Raw genomic sequence first — 14457 nt, 5'->3', positions numbered from 1 at the left:
AACACGAGAAAGCAGGTATCCCGTCGTGACTGACATGCGTTCCGGGTCCATGGGCCTGAACCTCACCGACTCGGTCTACGAGCGGTTGCTGGCCGAGCGGATCATCTTCCTGGGCACCCAGGTCGACGACGACATCGCCAACCGGCTGTGCGCGCAGATTCTGCTGCTGGCGGCCGAGGACCCCACCAAGGACATCAACCTCTACATCAACTCGCCGGGCGGCTCCGTCAGCGCCGGCATGGCCATCTACGACACGATGGTGCTCGCACCGTGCGACGTGGCCACCTACGCCATGGGCATGGCCGCCTCGATGGGTGAGTTCCTGCTCGCCGCAGGCACCCGGGGCAAGCGCTTCGCCCTGCCGCACGCGCGCATCATGATGCACCAGCCGTCGGCCGGCATCGGTGGTAGTGCCGCCGACATCGCGATCCAGGCCGAGCAGTACGCGCTGACCAAGAAGGAGATGAACCGGCTCAACGCCGAGTTCACCGGTCAGCCGCTGGAGCGCATCGAGGCCGACGCCGACCGTGACCGGTGGTTCACCGCACCCGAGGCCCTCGAGTACGGCTTCGTCGACCACATCATCACCCGCGCCCACCTCAACGGGAGTGCCTCATGACCAACCCCGATCTGCACCCGAGCGCCCGGTACATCCTGCCGTCGTTCATCGAGCACTCCAGCTTCGGTGTCAAGGAGTCCAACCCGTACAACAAGCTGTTCGAGGAGCGCATCATCTTCCTCGGCGTGCAGGTGGACGACGCCTCGGCCAACGACATCATGGCCCAGCTGCTGGTGCTGGAGTCGTTGGATCCTGACCGCGATATCACGATGTACATCAACTCGCCCGGTGGCTCGTTCACCAGCCTGATGGCGATCTACGACACCATGCAGTACGTCCGCGCCGACATCCAGACGGTGTGCCTGGGGCAGGCCGCCTCGGCCGCCGCGGTGCTGCTGGCCGCGGGCACCCCGGGCAAGCGCCTGGCGCTGCCCAACGCCCGCGTGCTCATCCACCAGCCCGCGGTCGGCGGCGCCATCCAGGGTCAGGTTTCCGACCTCGAGATCCAGGCCGCCGAGATCGAGCGCATGCGCACGTTGATGGACACCACGCTGGCGCGCCACACCGGCAAGGACCCGGCCGTCATCCGCAAGGACACCGACCGCGACAAGATCCTGACGGCCGCGGAGGCCAAGGACTACGGGATCATCGACACGGTGCTGGAGTACCGCAAGCTCTCGGCCCAGTCGGCCTGACACGCGGCGGCGGTGTCGCGGTCGGATAACCACCGCGACACGGCCGCGCGTTGCGCGCCCCGCACGGGGCCGCAGACGCTATGTTCTTGCGACAGGCGAATACCACCGACGCTATTCGCTTTATCGGTCGCCCAGTACCCGCGCAAGCGGGTAGCGTCGGGAAGAGCACCAGAGACAGCCCGGCATTCCGGTGGACTCCACCGGCGGACAGGAAGTGGGACCCCTGCACCATGGCGCGCATTGGAGATGGCGGTGACCTGCTGAAGTGCTCTTTCTGCGGGAAGAGCCAAAAGCAGGTCAAGAAGCTCATTGCGGGCCCCGGGGTCTACATCTGCGACGAGTGCATCGACCTCTGCAACGAGATCATCGAAGAGGAACTGGCTGACGCCGACGACGTCAAGCTCGACGAGCTGCCCAAGCCTTCGGAGATCCGGGATTTCCTGGAGGGCTACGTCATCGGACAGGACACCGCCAAGCGGACACTGGCCGTGGCCGTCTACAACCACTACAAGCGCATCCAGGCCGGCGAGAAGAGCGGCCGCGACTCCCGTTCCGGAGAGTCGGTCGAGCTGGCCAAGTCGAACATCCTGATGCTCGGCCCCACCGGCTGCGGCAAGACCTACCTGGCGCAGACGCTGGCCAAGATGCTCAATGTCCCGTTCGCCATCGCAGATGCCACCGCCCTCACCGAGGCCGGCTACGTGGGCGAGGACGTCGAGAACATCCTGCTGAAGCTGATCCAGGCCGCGGACTACGACGTCAAGCGGGCCGAGACCGGCATCATCTACATCGACGAGGTCGACAAGATCGCCCGCAAGAGCGAGAACCCGTCGATCACCCGCGACGTCTCCGGTGAAGGCGTGCAGCAGGCACTGCTGAAGATCCTCGAAGGCACGCAGGCCTCGGTGCCGCCGCAGGGTGGACGCAAGCACCCCCACCAGGAATTCATCCAGATCGACACCACCAACGTGCTGTTCATCGTCGCGGGTGCGTTCGCCGGCCTGGAGAAGATCGTGTCCGATCGCGTGGGCAAGCGCGGCATCGGCTTCGGCGCCGAGGTCCGCAGCAAGGCCGAGACCGACACCCAGGATCACTTCTCGGAGGTCATGCCCGAGGACCTGATCAAGTTCGGGCTGATCCCGGAGTTCATCGGCCGCCTGCCGGTGGTGGCGTCGGTGACCAACCTGGACAAGGAATCGCTGGTCCAGATCCTGTCCCAGCCCAAGAACGCGTTGGTCAAGCAGTACACCCGCCTGTTCGACATGGACGGCGTGGAGCTGGAGTTCACCGCCGACGCGCTGGAGGCCATCGCCGATCAGGCCATCCATCGCGGTACCGGTGCCCGCGGCCTGCGCGCCATCATGGAAGAGGTCCTGCTTCCGGTGATGTACGACATCCCCAGCCGCGATGACGTCGCCAAGGTGGTCGTCACCAAGGAGACCGTGGACGACAACGTGCTGCCGACCATCGTGCCGCGCAAGCCTTCTCGCACGGAGCGTCGCGACAAGAGCGCCTAGCTCCCGAGCCCCAGAGATCAGCGCCCCCTTCGCGAGAAGGGGGCGCTGATGTGTTCTCAGCGTGTTGCGCGCACCACGGCCCGTTCGGCGATCACCTCGTCGATCAGGGCGGCGATCTCGGCGACCCCGTCGCGGCGGGCGTAGGCACTTTCCAGCGTCCGGGCGCGGGCCAGGAAGTGGTCGTGGTCCAGCACGTCGCGGACGGCGCGACGCAGCATCCCGGCTGTCGGGGTGCCGGTGCCCAGGTTGATGCCGGCGCCCGACCACTGCACGCGCGCGGCGACCTCGGGCTTGTCTTCGGTGTCGCCGGCCACCACCAGCGGTACGCCTTCCGACAGGGCGCGCTGCACCGCCCCGTAGCCGCCGTTGGTCACCATCACGTTCATCTTCGGCAGCAGTACGTCGTGCGGAAGGTACTCCGCCACCCGCACGTTGGCGGGCAGCTCGACCCCGATCTGCTCGACGGGACGGCCGCCGGTGGTGGCGACCACCAGCACGTCCTCGTCGGCCAGCGCCGTGATGGTGGGTTCGAGGAGCCGGCCGAGGTCGGCGTTGTCGATGGTGCCCTGGGTGACGTGCACCACCGGCCGGTCGCCGTCGAGTTCGGCCCACCAGCGAGGCGGCTGGAAACCCTGCGTCGGCCGCGGTTGCACCTGGCCGACATAGCGGACATTGGCGGGCAGATCGCTCCGCGGGTAGTCGAAAGTCGGCACGGTCGGCGCGATGAGGCGGTCGGCCAGGACGGGGGAATCCATGACGAAGACGGGCAGCGGCGGGGCGTTCAGGCGCCGCAACTGGGCGTTGGCGGCCTGGTGCGAGGGGCGCATCATGACCCGCTGCGACAGCACATTCAGCGCCCGGTTGCGCACCCGGCCCGCGGCGGTGGCGCGGGGTTGCAGACCCAGGCCGAAGGGGGCGTGATCGCGGCTGCTGATCATCAGCGGTGTGGTGGAATACATCAGCACCGGCGGCCGGGCGGCCGGCTCCCCGAGCAGGAACGGCAGGATGCCGAAGAATCCGGCGTCGACCACCACGGCGTCATACCGGGTGGTGAGCATCAGGTCGGTCAGGGCAGCGCACTGGTGGCGCATCGGCGCCAGGAACAGATTGGTGATGTCGAAGTTCACCCGGGTGATGCCCGATGTCGCTGCGCGGCCCGGGAATTCACCCTCCAGATCGGTCTCGTCGAATTCCGCCTCGGGTGGTAGTGCCGCCGGAATGGCGCCGACGGCCCGGATCCGGTCGGCGTGCCATGCCGCCGTCAGGACGGTCACCCGGTCGCCGCGGGCCACCAGCCCCTCGGCCACGCTGAGCAGCGGTCCGACGTGGCCGGCGGGCTGCATGGAAGCTATCAAGATCTCGGCCATCGTCTGGCTCCTCCTCGTGAACTGGTCGCTGATGCGTCGGCGTTGATGCTGTCCGACGGCGCGGCAGTGAACTTGGAGGTTGTGTGGAGATCAGCTGGAGATTGCGGGGGGAGCGGATCAGTTCATGTTCCAGGGCGATCCGTAGGTGGTCACGCTGTCGCCGGCCGAGGAGATGAGTCGGGCGTAGGGGCGCAGCAGCACGCCGCCGGCAGCGCCGGTGACGGTGCCGTGTGCGTTGGAGACCGCGACGGCACCGTTCGGGCCCTTGACGTCGACGGAGAAGGTGGCGACTTCCTGGATGCCGGGACCGTTGCCCAGATCAGCGGTGATGGACGCGCCGGGGAACAGCGGCGGCGTGACGACCGCGGGGATCAGGTCCAACTGGCTCGGCACACCGGGGCCGAAGGACCCGAAGTCCTGGCTGTCGAAGGCGATGTTCGGTGTGGTGTAGCTGAAGTTGATGCCCACGCCCAACGACCACGGGAAGCCGACCTGGTAACCCAGCTCGAGCACGCCGGAGAAGTCCTCGGCGCCGTCACCGGTCACGGAGTAGACCGCTTTGCCGGAGTGAAACCACTCGCGGGTCAACCGGTTTCGGTCCAGCGGGAAGACCCCGTTGAGGAAGGTGTCCCATTGCTGGATGGTCAGGGTGCGGCCCTGACCGTCGACGAGACTGAGTTGATTGTCCAGCCCGGCGTTTGCGATACCGCCGCCGGTGAACAGCGCAGCAGCCACGCAGGCGCTGAGCACCGCGAGAATCCGACCGATGACCCGCATGAGTGCTCCTCGCTACCAGGCTGTGACGACGAGCAGAACCTATAGCCAAACAGGACGCTTCGGTGGCCGAGAGTGCCTCGGCTGGGCGGAATTCGAAGGTTTCTGTGGGCCGGCTGATGCCACGAGGTGCGGCGATGGGCGCATCTGCCAATCGGCTGTGGCAATGCTTGCGGTCAGGTGATGCGATCGGGCCGGCTGTAGATGTTCATCGAGTCTCCGCGCAGGAACGCCACCAGGGTGAGCCCGGACTGGGCGGCCAGATCCACGGCCAGCGAGGAGGGCGCCGACACCGCCGCCATGACGGGAATGCCTGCCATGACCGCCTTTTGGGTCAGCTCGAAGGAGGCCCGGCCGCTGACCAACAGCACGGTTCCCGACAGCGGGATGCGATTCTGCTCCAGCGCCCAGCCGATCACCTTGTCGACGGCGTTGTGCCTGCCGATGTCTTCCCGCAGCGCCAACAGGGTGCCGTCGGCGGTGAACAGCGCCGCGCCGTGCAGGCCGCCGGTACTGGCGAACACCTTCTGTCCGGCGCGCAGTGTGGCCGGCAACGTGGTCAAGGTCTCCCGGGTGATGGTGGTCGGGTCGTCACCGGGTGCGTGGCGGCTGATGGTGGCCACGGCGTCCAGCGAGGCCTTGCCGCAGATACCGCAGGACGAGGTGGTGTAGAAGTTGCGACGGATGTCGACATCCGGCAGGGGCACACCGGGAGCCAGGGTGACGTCCAGGACGTTGTAGGTGTTCACGCCGTCGTCGTCGGCGCCGCGGCAGTAGCGCACGGCCGCGATGTCGTCGCGACCACCCACCACGCCTTCGGTGAGCAGAAAACCCTGCGCCAGTTCGACATCCGAACCCGGGGTCCGCATGGTCACCGTCAGGGCACTGCCGCCGAGCCGGATCTCCAGGGGTTCTTCGACCACCAGGGTCTCCGGGCGTTCGCTGACGTGCTCCGCGCGGATGTGGCTGGCCCGCCGGCGCGCGGTGACCCTACCCATGAACCGGCTCGACCCGGATCACCACGGCTTTGGACACCGGGGTGTTGGACCTGGTGGCCGTGTGGTCCAGCGGCACCAGCGGGTTGGTCTCCGGGTAGTAGGCGGCGGCGTTGCCCACCGGGGTGGAGTACGGCACCACCCGGAAGTTCTTCGCCCGACGTTCCTGGATGCCGCCGGCGCCGTCGGGGTACTCCGAGATCAGGTCGACGTGCGCGCCGTCGTGCAGGCCCAGGGCGGCCACGTCGTCGGGGTGCATGAACACCACCCGGCGCCCGCCCTTCACGCCGCGGTAGCGGTCGTCGAGCCCGTAGATGGTGGTGTTGTACTGATCGTGGCTGCGCAGCGTCTGCAGGATCAGTCGCCCCTCGGGTACCGGCACCCATTCCAGCGGATAACTCGAGAAGTTGGCTTTGCCGGTGTGCGTGGGGAATTCGCGGGCGTCACGCGGCGGGTGGGGCAGCTGGAACCCGTCGGGCCGGCGCACGCGCCGGTTGTAGTCGGTGCAGCCCGGCACCACCGCGGCGATGGCGTCGCGGATGCGGTCGTAATCGTCGACGAACGACAGCCAGGGCACGGGGTGATCAGGGCCCAACAGCGTATGTGCCAGTTGGCATACGATGGCGACCTCGCTGCGCAGCTGATCGCTGGGAGGCTGCAGGCCGCCCCGCGACAGGTGCACCATCGACATCGAATCCTCCACCGACACCATCTGTTTGCCGCCGGCCTGGATGTCGCGGTCGGTGCGGCCCAGGGTGGGCAGGATCAGCGCGGTGCGCCCGTGTACCACGTGGCTGCGGTTCAGCTTGGTCGAGATCTGCACCGTCAGACTGCAATTGCGCAGGGCCGCTTCGGTGACCTCGGTGTCCGGGGTGGCCGAGGAGAAGTTGCCCCCCATCCCGATGAACACCTTGCCGCGGCCGTCGCGCATGGCGCGGATGGCGTCCACGGTGTCCATGCCGTGCTTGCGGGGGCTGACGATGCCGAAACGCGAATCCAGGGCGTCCAGAAAGCTTTCCGGCATCTTCTCCCAGATGCCCATGGTGCGGTCGCCCTGGACGTTGGAGTGCCCGCGCACCGGGCACACCCCGGCTCCGGGCTTGCCGATCATGCCGCGCATCAGCAGGAGGTTGGTGGCCTCTCCGATGGTGGCCACCGCGTGGCGCTGCTGGGTCAGTCCCATCGCCCAGCAGATGATGGTCCGCTCGGAGGCGATCAGCATCCGGGCGACCCGCGCCAGCTGATCCCGGCTGATGCCGGAGGCCTCGGCCACGGTGTCGAGGTCCACCGCGCGGGTCTGTGCCTCGTACTCGGCGAAGCCGGCGCAGTGCTGCTCGATGAACGCCCGGTCCAGCACCGTTCCCGGAGCGGCATCTTCCGCCTCGAACAGCAGCTTGCCCAGGCCGGCGAAGAACGCCATGTCTCCACCGATGCGGATCTGGACGAACTCGTCGGCGATCGGCACACCATCGCCGACGACGCCGTGCACCTTCTGTGGATCCTTGAACCGCATCAGCCCGGCTTCGGGCAGCGGGTTCACCGCGACGATCACGGCGCCGTTGGCCTTGGCCTTCTCCAGGACGGACAACATCCGGGGGTGGTTGGTACCCGGGTTCTGCCCGGCGATCATGATGAGGTCGGCGCCGATGAGGTCCTCGACGGTCACCGAGCCCTTTCCGATGCCGATGGCGTCCGACAGCGCCGCACCGGAGGATTCGTGGCACATGTTCGAGCAGTCGGGCAGGTTGTTGGTGCCGAAGCTGCGCACCAGCAGCTGATACAGGAACGCGGCCTCGTTGCTGGTGCGGCCGGAGGTGTAGAACACCGCCTCGTCCGGATCGGCCAGGGCCTGCAGTTCGTCGGCGATCAGCCGGTAGGCGCCGTCCCACGAGATGGGCTGGTAGTGCGTGGCCCCCGCGGGCAGCACCATCGGCTGCGTCAGGCGGCCCTGCTGGGACAGCCAGTATTCGGGCTGCTCGGCGAGTTCGGCCACCGAGTGCCGGGCGAAGAAGTCCGCCGTGACGACCCGTTTGGTGGCCTCCTCGGCGACGGCTTTGGCGCCGTTCTCGCAGAACTCCGCGAACTTGCGGCCGCCGGGCTCTTCCGGCCATGCGCAGCCGGGGCAGTCGAACCCGTGCCGCTGGTTCAGCTTGAGCCACGCCGCCGCGGTGCGTGCCGGACCCATCTGCTGCAGGCCGCGGGTCAACGACACCATGACGGCCTTCACCCCGGCCGCTTCGTGTTTGCGCTCGGAGATGACGATCGCGTTCTCGTCGACGACGGCGGTGTTGTCCTGCTGGGGGTGGCGGCGGGTGCTCACGCTTCCAATCTAGGCCTCGGTGTCGATGATCTGAACATTGCCCGACGTGGTTCCCGCGACGAAGAGACGACCGGTGTCGGCGTCGACACCGAGGGTGTAGGGGTTCTGCAGGGTGGGGAAGCGCATGACCTCCCGCGGGGTGTCCTGGGCCATGTCATAACCGATCACTTCGTTGCGCCCCGAGGACGCCACCCACAGCCGGTCGCGCCGCGGGTCGTAGGTGATCCCGTACGGGCCGCCGGGCTGGGCGATGCTGGCCACCTCCCGGGGTTCGGGCTGTGCGGTGAACACTCGGACGGCGTCGCCGCGGGTATCGGCGGCGATCAGCCTGCCGCGGCGGTCGGCCACCAGATGGGTGGGGCCGACGCCGGCCGGGGTCGAACCGACGATGGTGAGGGTGTCGGCGTCGTAGATGGTGAGATCGTTCTTGCGGACGTCGAGCAGCCCCATCATCGCGCCGCTGGGCGCCAGGCCCGCAGGCTGCACGCTGTCGGTGAACACCTTCACGATGTCATCGCCCCGCAGCGCGGTCACAGTGCCGCCGTGTTCGTTGGCGACGAACACCGTGCCGTTCTGCGCCTGTGCGGCGTCGTGGGGAAAGGTGCCGGTGATGATCTGGGGTCGGCTGCGGCCGTCGGGCAGATCCACCCGCACCAGCGCGTCGGCGCTCTCCACGGGGACCAGCACGGGGCCGCCGGGTGCGGCGAGTTGCAGGTGACGGACGAATCCGGTCAGGGGGGTGCGGCCGGTGACGGTGCCGGTGTCCGCGTCGAGCAGGACCAGTTCATCGGGGTCGCGGACGGCGACGGCGACGCGCCGGGTCACCGCGTCGACGACGACGCCTTCGGGGGAGCGTCCGACCGGGACCTGACGCCCGGGCAGTCCGGTCTGCGGGGGCGGGGCCTGTTGCGGCTCGGCGGGCGGCGGCAGCGCGGCCGCGTCGGGCCGGGTCCCTTCGGTGGGCACGTCCGATGGCAGCAGACCGGTGGTGGTGGCCGGCGGAGCCTCGGCCGGTGGCGGGGGTGCGTCGCTGCAGCCGGCGGCCAGCAGGATGCAGACGGCTGCTGCCGCGGTGAGTGCGCGCATGGTGAAGCGGTACCCGCCCCCGGACCGTCGATGTGCCCATCCGGGTGACGGGCATGTGACGGTCCGGGAGTCGGGCAGTGTCAGCGCCGGCGCGCGGGCTTGTGCGCGGCGTCCGCAACCGGGCAGTGGGCGCCCGGAGCGGGGGCGGCGGCACACGCGGCGGCGGTCAGATCGGACGGGGCGGTCAGGTCCGGCGCAGCCGGATTCTCCGCGGCGATGTGGGTGATCTGCGGGCTGGGCGCGGGAGCGGCGCCGGCCGTGCCGGCCAGTCCGAGACCGGCCACCCCGATGGCGACGGCGGCGATGGTGGAGCGGATGGCGGTGCGCAGTGCGGACATTGGTTCCTCCTGTGTTCTCGATTGGGTGCACACAGGATGTGTCGGCGGTCTTGGCGGATTCTGGATGGATTCTCAATGCGCAAATGCGTGTTTGCCGAGCCGGGCGATCTGTGCGGGCGGCGCCGCATTCTGCCGTTGACGTCGCCGTAACAGATTTGCCATCGAAGGTTCTTAGGTTGGGTCGGTCACACGTCCGTCGACCAGATGCGGACGCGAGCAGTGAGGAAGTCCATGAGCGGAAATGCCGTCCGTCTGCAGGCGATCAACAGCGTGGAGGCTTTTGTGCCTCCGGCCATCAGCTTCGATCCCGCCGAGGCGCCGGGAGAGATCTTCGGCGCCAACGTGTTCACCAAGGCCGAGATGCAGCTGCGCCTGCCGAAGTCGGTGTTCAAGTCCGTGGTCGCCACCATCGAAAAGGGTGCGACGCTGGATCCGGCGGTCGCGGACTCGGTGGCCTCGGCCATGAAGGACTGGGCGCTGAGCAAAGGCGCCACCCACTACGCCCACGTGTTCTACCCCATGACCGGGCTCACCGCCGAGAAGCACGACAGCTTCCTCGAGCCGGTCTCCGACGGTCAGACGCTGGCCGAATTCGCCGGCAAGACCCTGATCCAGGGCGAGCCGGACGCTTCCAGCTTCCCGTCGGGCGGCCTGCGCAGCACCTTCGAGGCGCGCGGCTACACCGGCTGGGACGTCACCAGCCCGGCCTACATCCTGGAGAACCCCAACGGCAACACCTTGTGCATTCCCACCGTCTTCGTGTCGATGACGGGGGAGGCGCTGGACTACAAGACCCCGCTGTTGCGCAGCCAGCAGGCGATGGGCACCCACGCCGAGCGCATCCTGAGCCTCTTCGGCCACGACACCGCGGAGAAGGTGGTCTCGTTCTGCGGCCCCGAGCAGGAGTACTTCCTGGTGGACCGGCACTTCTTCCTGGCCCGTCCGGACCTGGTGAACGCCGGGCGCACCCTCTTCGGCGCCAAGCCGCCCAAGGGGCAGGAATTCGACGACCACTACTTCGGGGCCGTGCCCGAGCGGGTGCTGGGCTTCATGATGGACACCGAGCGCGAGCTGTTCAAGCTCGGCATCCCCGCCAAGACCCGGCACAACGAGGTGGCCCCCGCGCAGTTCGAGGTGGCGCCGATGTTCGAGCGCGCCAACATCGCCTCCGATCACCAGCAGCTGCTGATGACGGTGTTCAAGACCATCGCCAAGAAGCACGGCATGGAGTGCCTGTTCCACGAGAAGCCGTTCGCCGGTGTCAACGGCTCCGGCAAGCACGTGAACTTCTCGGTGGGCAACGCCGAGCTCGGATCCCTGCTGGTGCCCGGGGACACCCCGCACGAGAACGCCCAGTTCCTGGTGTTCTGCGCGGCCGTGATCCGCGCCGTGCACAAGTTCGGTGGGCTGCTGCGGGTATCGGTGGCCTCGGCCACCAACGATCACCGCCTCGGCGCCAACGAAGCACCGCCGGCCATCATCTCGATCTTCCTCGGTGCGCAGCTGGCCGATGTCTTCGAGCAGATCGCCAAGGGCGCGGCCACGTCGTCGAAGGGCAAGGGCGTCATGCACATCGGGGTGGACACCCTGCCGCAGCTGCCCACCGACCCGGGTGACCGCAACCGCACCAGCCCGTTCGCGTTCACCGGCAACCGCTTCGAGTTCCGTGCGCCCGGCTCGGGACAGACCGTGGCCGTGCCGATGATCGTCCTGAACACCATCATGGCCGACTCGTTCGACTACATGGCCACCGCGCTGGAGAAGTCGCTGGCCGACGGTGCCGAGTTCGATTCGGCGGTGCAGCAACTGCTCACCGAGATCATCACCGAGCACGGCGCGGTGGTCTTCAACGGCGACGGCTACTCCGACAACTGGCAGATCGAAGCCGCCGAGCGCGGTCTGCCCAACCTCAAGACCACGCTGGACGCCATCCCCGAGTTGATCAAGCCCGAGGCCGTGGCGCTGTTCGAGAAGTACGGGGTGTTCAGCGAACGCGAGTTGCACAGCCGCTACGAGGTGCGTCTGGAGCAGTATGCGCTGACCATCGGCGTCGAGGCCAAACTGGTGCTGGAGCTGGGCACCACGGTGATCCTGCCGGCGGCGATGCGGTATCAGACCGAGCTGGCGCAGAACGCCGGCGCGCTCAAGAGCGCCGGCCTGGAGCCCAGTCTGGCTCTGCTGGAGGCGGTTTCGGGACCCATCGCGGAGCTGACGGAGGCGCTGGCGACGCTGAAGGCGGCCCTGGGTGAGCACGTGGAGGGTTCACTGGAGGAGGCCACCCACGCGCAGTCAGCGCTGCTGCCTGCCATGGCCGCAGTCCGGGAGGCCGCCGACACGCTGGAAAGTGTTGTCGCCGACGACCTGTGGCCGCTGCCCACCTATCAGGAGATGCTCTACATCCTCTGACCCCACCCCGGCGAGCGCCCGTGTTTGCACAGCGACACGCCGTTGATTCCGTACAAACGCGGACGCTCGACCGGTTGGGGAGGCGATACCCTCGCGGTCATGCCGAAGAGCAGGAGCCGCGCGAAGAAGTCCAAGGGCAAGGCCTGGCGTACGGGGCGGGCCGGCTCGGAGTACGAGGAGAGCCTCACCGAGCCGGGGCCCGACGCCGGGCTGTCAGACATGGTCGAGGCGCTGTCGCTTGCGCTGGCTGATGACGAAGAGCAGTTCTACAGTGATGAGCTGCTGGGGCGGGTGCTGGTCCGGCGCGGCTGGGATGCCGTGCACGTGCACCTCGACGAGGAGAGCTCGGACATGTGGACCTGGCCGGCGTCAGCGCCAACGGGGGATTCCTGGGTGCCCACCGCGGTGACGGTGCTGGAGGACGGCTACCTGGTGCAGTTCGCCGACTTCGAATCGCTGATGCGCGACGAGCACGCGGAGTACGGCAGCCGGGAGGAACTGCTCGACGACCTGGAGCGCATCGAGGCCTACCGGCATCCGGCCGACCCGCGGCACTGATCAGAGCACCGCAAGCGCCGACCCGGCTGCCTGCCGCAGTGCCTCGTCCACCGGCAGTGCGCGGAACTCCGAGGACAGGATCTCCACGCCCCAGGGCCCGCTGAAGCCGAGTTCACGCAGGACGCCGATCAGCCCACTCAGGTCGAACGTGCCTGCACCGCAGAGCAGTCGGTTGTCGACGGTGTCGTCGAACAGCGACCCCACCACGTCGGCCGCGGCGTCGTCGAGTTCCACCCCGAAGATCATCTCCGGGGCCAAGGCGTCGCGGAGTTCATCGAGCGTGGTGCCGGCGCGGAACACGTGCCAGGCATCCACCAGCAGGCCGGCTGCGGGATGAGCTGCCGCAGTCACGATTTCGGCGCCCAACGGCACCGTGTTGATGGCCGAGAACGGCATGGTCTCGATCGCCACCCGGGTGCCGTGGTCAGTTGCCTGGCGCGCCAGCTCACGCAACGGCTGCACCAGCGCGGTGATGTCGTCAATTCTCGGTCCCGGAGCCGAGCCGATCTTGATGAAAGCCGGCGCCAGGATGTCGGCGGCGTCGAACAGCAGCGACCGCACGTCGTCGGACGCCCCGGGAATCCACCAGTGTTCGAGCAGTTCGATCTCGATGTGGCGCAGGCCGTGGTCGGCGATCAGGTCGCGTAGGGCCGGGAACCCCAGGGTGTCCCGGATCGCTCGGAGATCGTCGGCGATCAGCCCCATGCCGGTGAAGCCGGCGGCGGCCACGGCCGCGACCCGCTCGGTGATCGGGACCGGGCTGATGGGCAGCGGGTGTTTCGGTGAGGTGTTGCCTGCGCTGGTCCATGCTGTGGCCACCAGAGGGGTCACCGGTTACGCCCTGCGCTCGTCCAGCTCCACCGGTTCGGGCCGGCCGGATTGCAGCGACTTCACGCCGGCTTCGCACACGGCGGTGGACGCGTACCCGTCCCAGGCGCCCGGCCCGTCGACATTCACTCCACTGACAACCGCGTCCACCCACCGCTGGACCTCGGTGTCGTAGGCCTGCCCGAAGCGCTCGCGGAATCCGGGGGTGATGGTGCCGCCCCAGCGGCCCGGGGCGCTCTTGCGCACCAGCCCGACGCCCAGGCCGATCATGGCGCTGCCCCGTTCGCCGACCACTTCGGTGCGGACCTCGTAGGCCACACCGGTGGTCACGAACACCTCGACGTCGATGTGCTTGCCGCTCTCGGTGGTGAACACGGCGACCTGCGGATCCTGCAGACCCTGGGGCGCGCCGGGGCTGGCCGAGGGGGTGATGACCTGGATCGAGGTGATCTCCTCACCGAAGAGGAAGCGGGTCACGTCCACCTCGTGCACCAGGGAATCCCGGACGATCATCGAGCTGTCGAAATAGGGCGGGACCGAGGCATTTCGGTGCACACAGTGCATCAGCAGCGGGGTGCCGAGCTCGCCGCCGTCGAGCAGCGTCTTCAGTGCGGTGTATTCGTGGTCGAAGCGCCGCATGAACCCGACCTGGATCAATGGCACGCCCAGATCTGCCTCGCGGCGCACGATCTCGAGTGAACTGGTCACATCGGTGGTCAGCGGCTTCTCGCACAGCACCGGCTTGCGGTGCTCCAGGCACGTCAGTAGTTGCTTCTCGTGGGTCGGGCCCGGCGTGGCCAGCAGGACCGCGTCCACCTGCGCATCGGCGATCGCATCCAGGGGGTCGGCCACCGCGCGGCAGCCGGGGACCGCAGCCGCGATCTGCTCGGCCTTCTCGGGCAGGTAGTCGTTGACCACCGACACCCGTGCGCCGCTGATCCTCGAGGTGATGCGGGCGACGTGGTCGGCACCCATCACACCGACACCCAGGACGGCGATACGCAGGTCGGACAT

General features: G+C 68.1%; 13 protein-coding genes. 5 read left to right on the top strand and 8 right to left on the bottom strand.

The window, feature by feature from the left end:
- The first annotated feature begins 34 nt into the window (after nt 1–34).
- The 3 genes from G6N58_RS30035 (at nt 35) to clpX (ending at nt 2771) form a co-directional block, all read left to right on the top strand.
- Nucleotides 35–619 (top strand): ATP-dependent Clp protease proteolytic subunit, encoded by a 585-nt coding sequence (locus G6N58_RS30035; protein WP_068917986.1) that lies wholly within the window; start codon nt 35–37, stop codon nt 617–619.
- Complete coding sequence (locus G6N58_RS30030; protein ID WP_115280307.1) at nt 616–1254, top strand: ATP-dependent Clp protease proteolytic subunit; 639 nt, start codon at nt 616–618, stop codon at nt 1252–1254. Before G6N58_RS30035 ends, G6N58_RS30030 begins: the two co-directional genes overlap by 4 nt.
- Before the next feature lie 230 nt (nt 1255–1484).
- Nucleotides 1485–2771, top strand: coding sequence for an ATP-dependent Clp protease ATP-binding subunit ClpX (gene clpX / locus G6N58_RS30025; protein ID WP_115280308.1), 1287 nt, complete (start codon nt 1485–1487; stop codon nt 2769–2771).
- Nucleotides 2772–2827: 56 nt separating this feature from the next.
- Here the strand turns inward: clpX and G6N58_RS30020 are convergent, their stop codons facing one another.
- The 6 genes from G6N58_RS30020 to G6N58_RS29995 form a co-directional block, all read right to left on the bottom strand.
- Nucleotides 2828–4138, bottom strand: a complete 1311-nt coding sequence (locus tag G6N58_RS30020) for a nucleotide disphospho-sugar-binding domain-containing protein (RefSeq protein WP_115280309.1) — start codon at nt 4136–4138, stop codon at nt 2828–2830.
- A 117-nt stretch (nt 4139–4255) separates the two neighbouring features.
- Complete coding sequence (gene mspA / locus G6N58_RS30015) at nt 4256–4915, bottom strand: porin MspA (RefSeq protein ID WP_115280310.1); 660 nt, start codon at nt 4913–4915, stop codon at nt 4256–4258.
- A 173-nt stretch (nt 4916–5088) separates the two neighbouring features.
- The gene (gene fdhD / locus G6N58_RS30010; RefSeq protein ID WP_115280311.1) at nt 5089–5910 is read right to left on the bottom strand and encodes a formate dehydrogenase accessory sulfurtransferase FdhD; all 822 of its coding nucleotides are present in this window, start codon (nt 5908–5910) and stop codon (nt 5089–5091) included.
- On the bottom strand, nt 5903–8227 hold the full coding sequence (locus tag G6N58_RS30005; RefSeq protein ID WP_115280312.1) for an FdhF/YdeP family oxidoreductase: 2325 nt from the start codon (nt 8225–8227) through the stop codon (nt 5903–5905). Before G6N58_RS30005 ends, fdhD begins: the two co-directional genes overlap by 8 nt.
- Before the next feature lie 9 nt (nt 8228–8236).
- The gene (locus G6N58_RS30000; protein ID WP_163908555.1) at nt 8237–9313 is read right to left on the bottom strand and encodes a YncE family protein; all 1077 of its coding nucleotides are present in this window, start codon (nt 9311–9313) and stop codon (nt 8237–8239) included.
- Between the two features lie 80 nt (nt 9314–9393).
- A complete protein-coding gene (locus G6N58_RS29995; RefSeq protein WP_115280313.1) occupies nt 9394–9651 on the bottom strand; it encodes a hypothetical protein in 258 nt (85 codons plus the stop codon).
- A 231-nt stretch (nt 9652–9882) separates the two neighbouring features.
- Here G6N58_RS29995 and G6N58_RS29990 point away from each other — a divergent pair, with 231 nt between their 5' ends.
- Nucleotides 9883–12057 carry a glutamine synthetase III family protein gene (locus tag G6N58_RS29990; protein WP_115280314.1) on the top strand — a complete coding sequence of 725 codons (2175 nt, stop codon included), beginning with the start codon at nt 9883–9885 and terminating at the stop codon, nt 12055–12057.
- A gap of 99 nt (nt 12058–12156) precedes the next feature.
- Nucleotides 12157–12615 carry a hypothetical protein gene (locus tag G6N58_RS29985; RefSeq protein WP_115280315.1) on the top strand — a complete coding sequence of 153 codons (459 nt, stop codon included), beginning with the start codon at nt 12157–12159 and terminating at the stop codon, nt 12613–12615.
- Here the strand turns inward: G6N58_RS29985 and G6N58_RS29980 are convergent, their stop codons facing one another.
- Both G6N58_RS29980 and G6N58_RS29975 read right to left on the bottom strand, forming a co-directional pair.
- Nucleotides 12616–13446 carry a sugar phosphate isomerase/epimerase family protein gene (locus G6N58_RS29980; protein WP_115280316.1) on the bottom strand — a complete coding sequence of 277 codons (831 nt, stop codon included), beginning with the start codon at nt 13444–13446 and terminating at the stop codon, nt 12616–12618.
- Between the two features lie 3 nt (nt 13447–13449).
- Nucleotides 13450–14457, bottom strand: coding sequence for a Gfo/Idh/MocA family protein (locus G6N58_RS29975; protein ID WP_115280317.1), 1008 nt, complete (start codon nt 14455–14457; stop codon nt 13450–13452).

The organism is Mycolicibacterium tokaiense, from assembly GCF_010725885.1.
In the GTDB taxonomy this organism is placed as follows: domain Bacteria; phylum Actinomycetota; class Actinomycetes; order Mycobacteriales; family Mycobacteriaceae; genus Mycobacterium; species Mycobacterium tokaiense.
The sequence above is the reverse complement of the archived record's forward strand: the minus strand, read 5'-3'. Positions and strand labels throughout refer to the sequence as shown.

Coding starts and splice junctions, on each gene's coding strand:
- clpX (WP_115280308.1), top strand. CDS start 1,485: ATGGCGCGCATTGGAGATGGCGGTGACCTGCTGAAGTGCTCTTTCTGC.
- G6N58_RS30020 (WP_115280309.1), bottom strand. CDS start 4,138: ATGGCCGAGATCTTGATAGCTTCCATGCAGCCCGCCGGCCACGTCGGA.
- G6N58_RS30035 (WP_068917986.1), top strand. CDS start 35: ATGCGTTCCGGGTCCATGGGCCTGAACCTCACCGACTCGGTCTACGAG.
- G6N58_RS29985 (WP_115280315.1), top strand. CDS start 12,157: ATGCCGAAGAGCAGGAGCCGCGCGAAGAAGTCCAAGGGCAAGGCCTGG.
- G6N58_RS29990 (WP_115280314.1), top strand. CDS start 9,883: ATGAGCGGAAATGCCGTCCGTCTGCAGGCGATCAACAGCGTGGAGGCT.
- G6N58_RS30030 (WP_115280307.1), top strand. CDS start 616: ATGACCAACCCCGATCTGCACCCGAGCGCCCGGTACATCCTGCCGTCG.
- G6N58_RS29995 (WP_115280313.1), bottom strand. CDS start 9,651: ATGTCCGCACTGCGCACCGCCATCCGCTCCACCATCGCCGCCGTCGCC.
- fdhD (WP_115280311.1), bottom strand. CDS start 5,910: ATGGGTAGGGTCACCGCGCGCCGGCGGGCCAGCCACATCCGCGCGGAG.
- mspA (WP_115280310.1), bottom strand. CDS start 4,915: ATGCGGGTCATCGGTCGGATTCTCGCGGTGCTCAGCGCCTGCGTGGCT.
- G6N58_RS30000 (WP_163908555.1), bottom strand. CDS start 9,313: ATGCGCGCACTCACCGCGGCAGCAGCCGTCTGCATCCTGCTGGCCGCC.
- G6N58_RS29975 (WP_115280317.1), bottom strand. CDS start 14,457: ATGTCCGACCTGCGTATCGCCGTCCTGGGTGTCGGTGTGATGGGTGCC.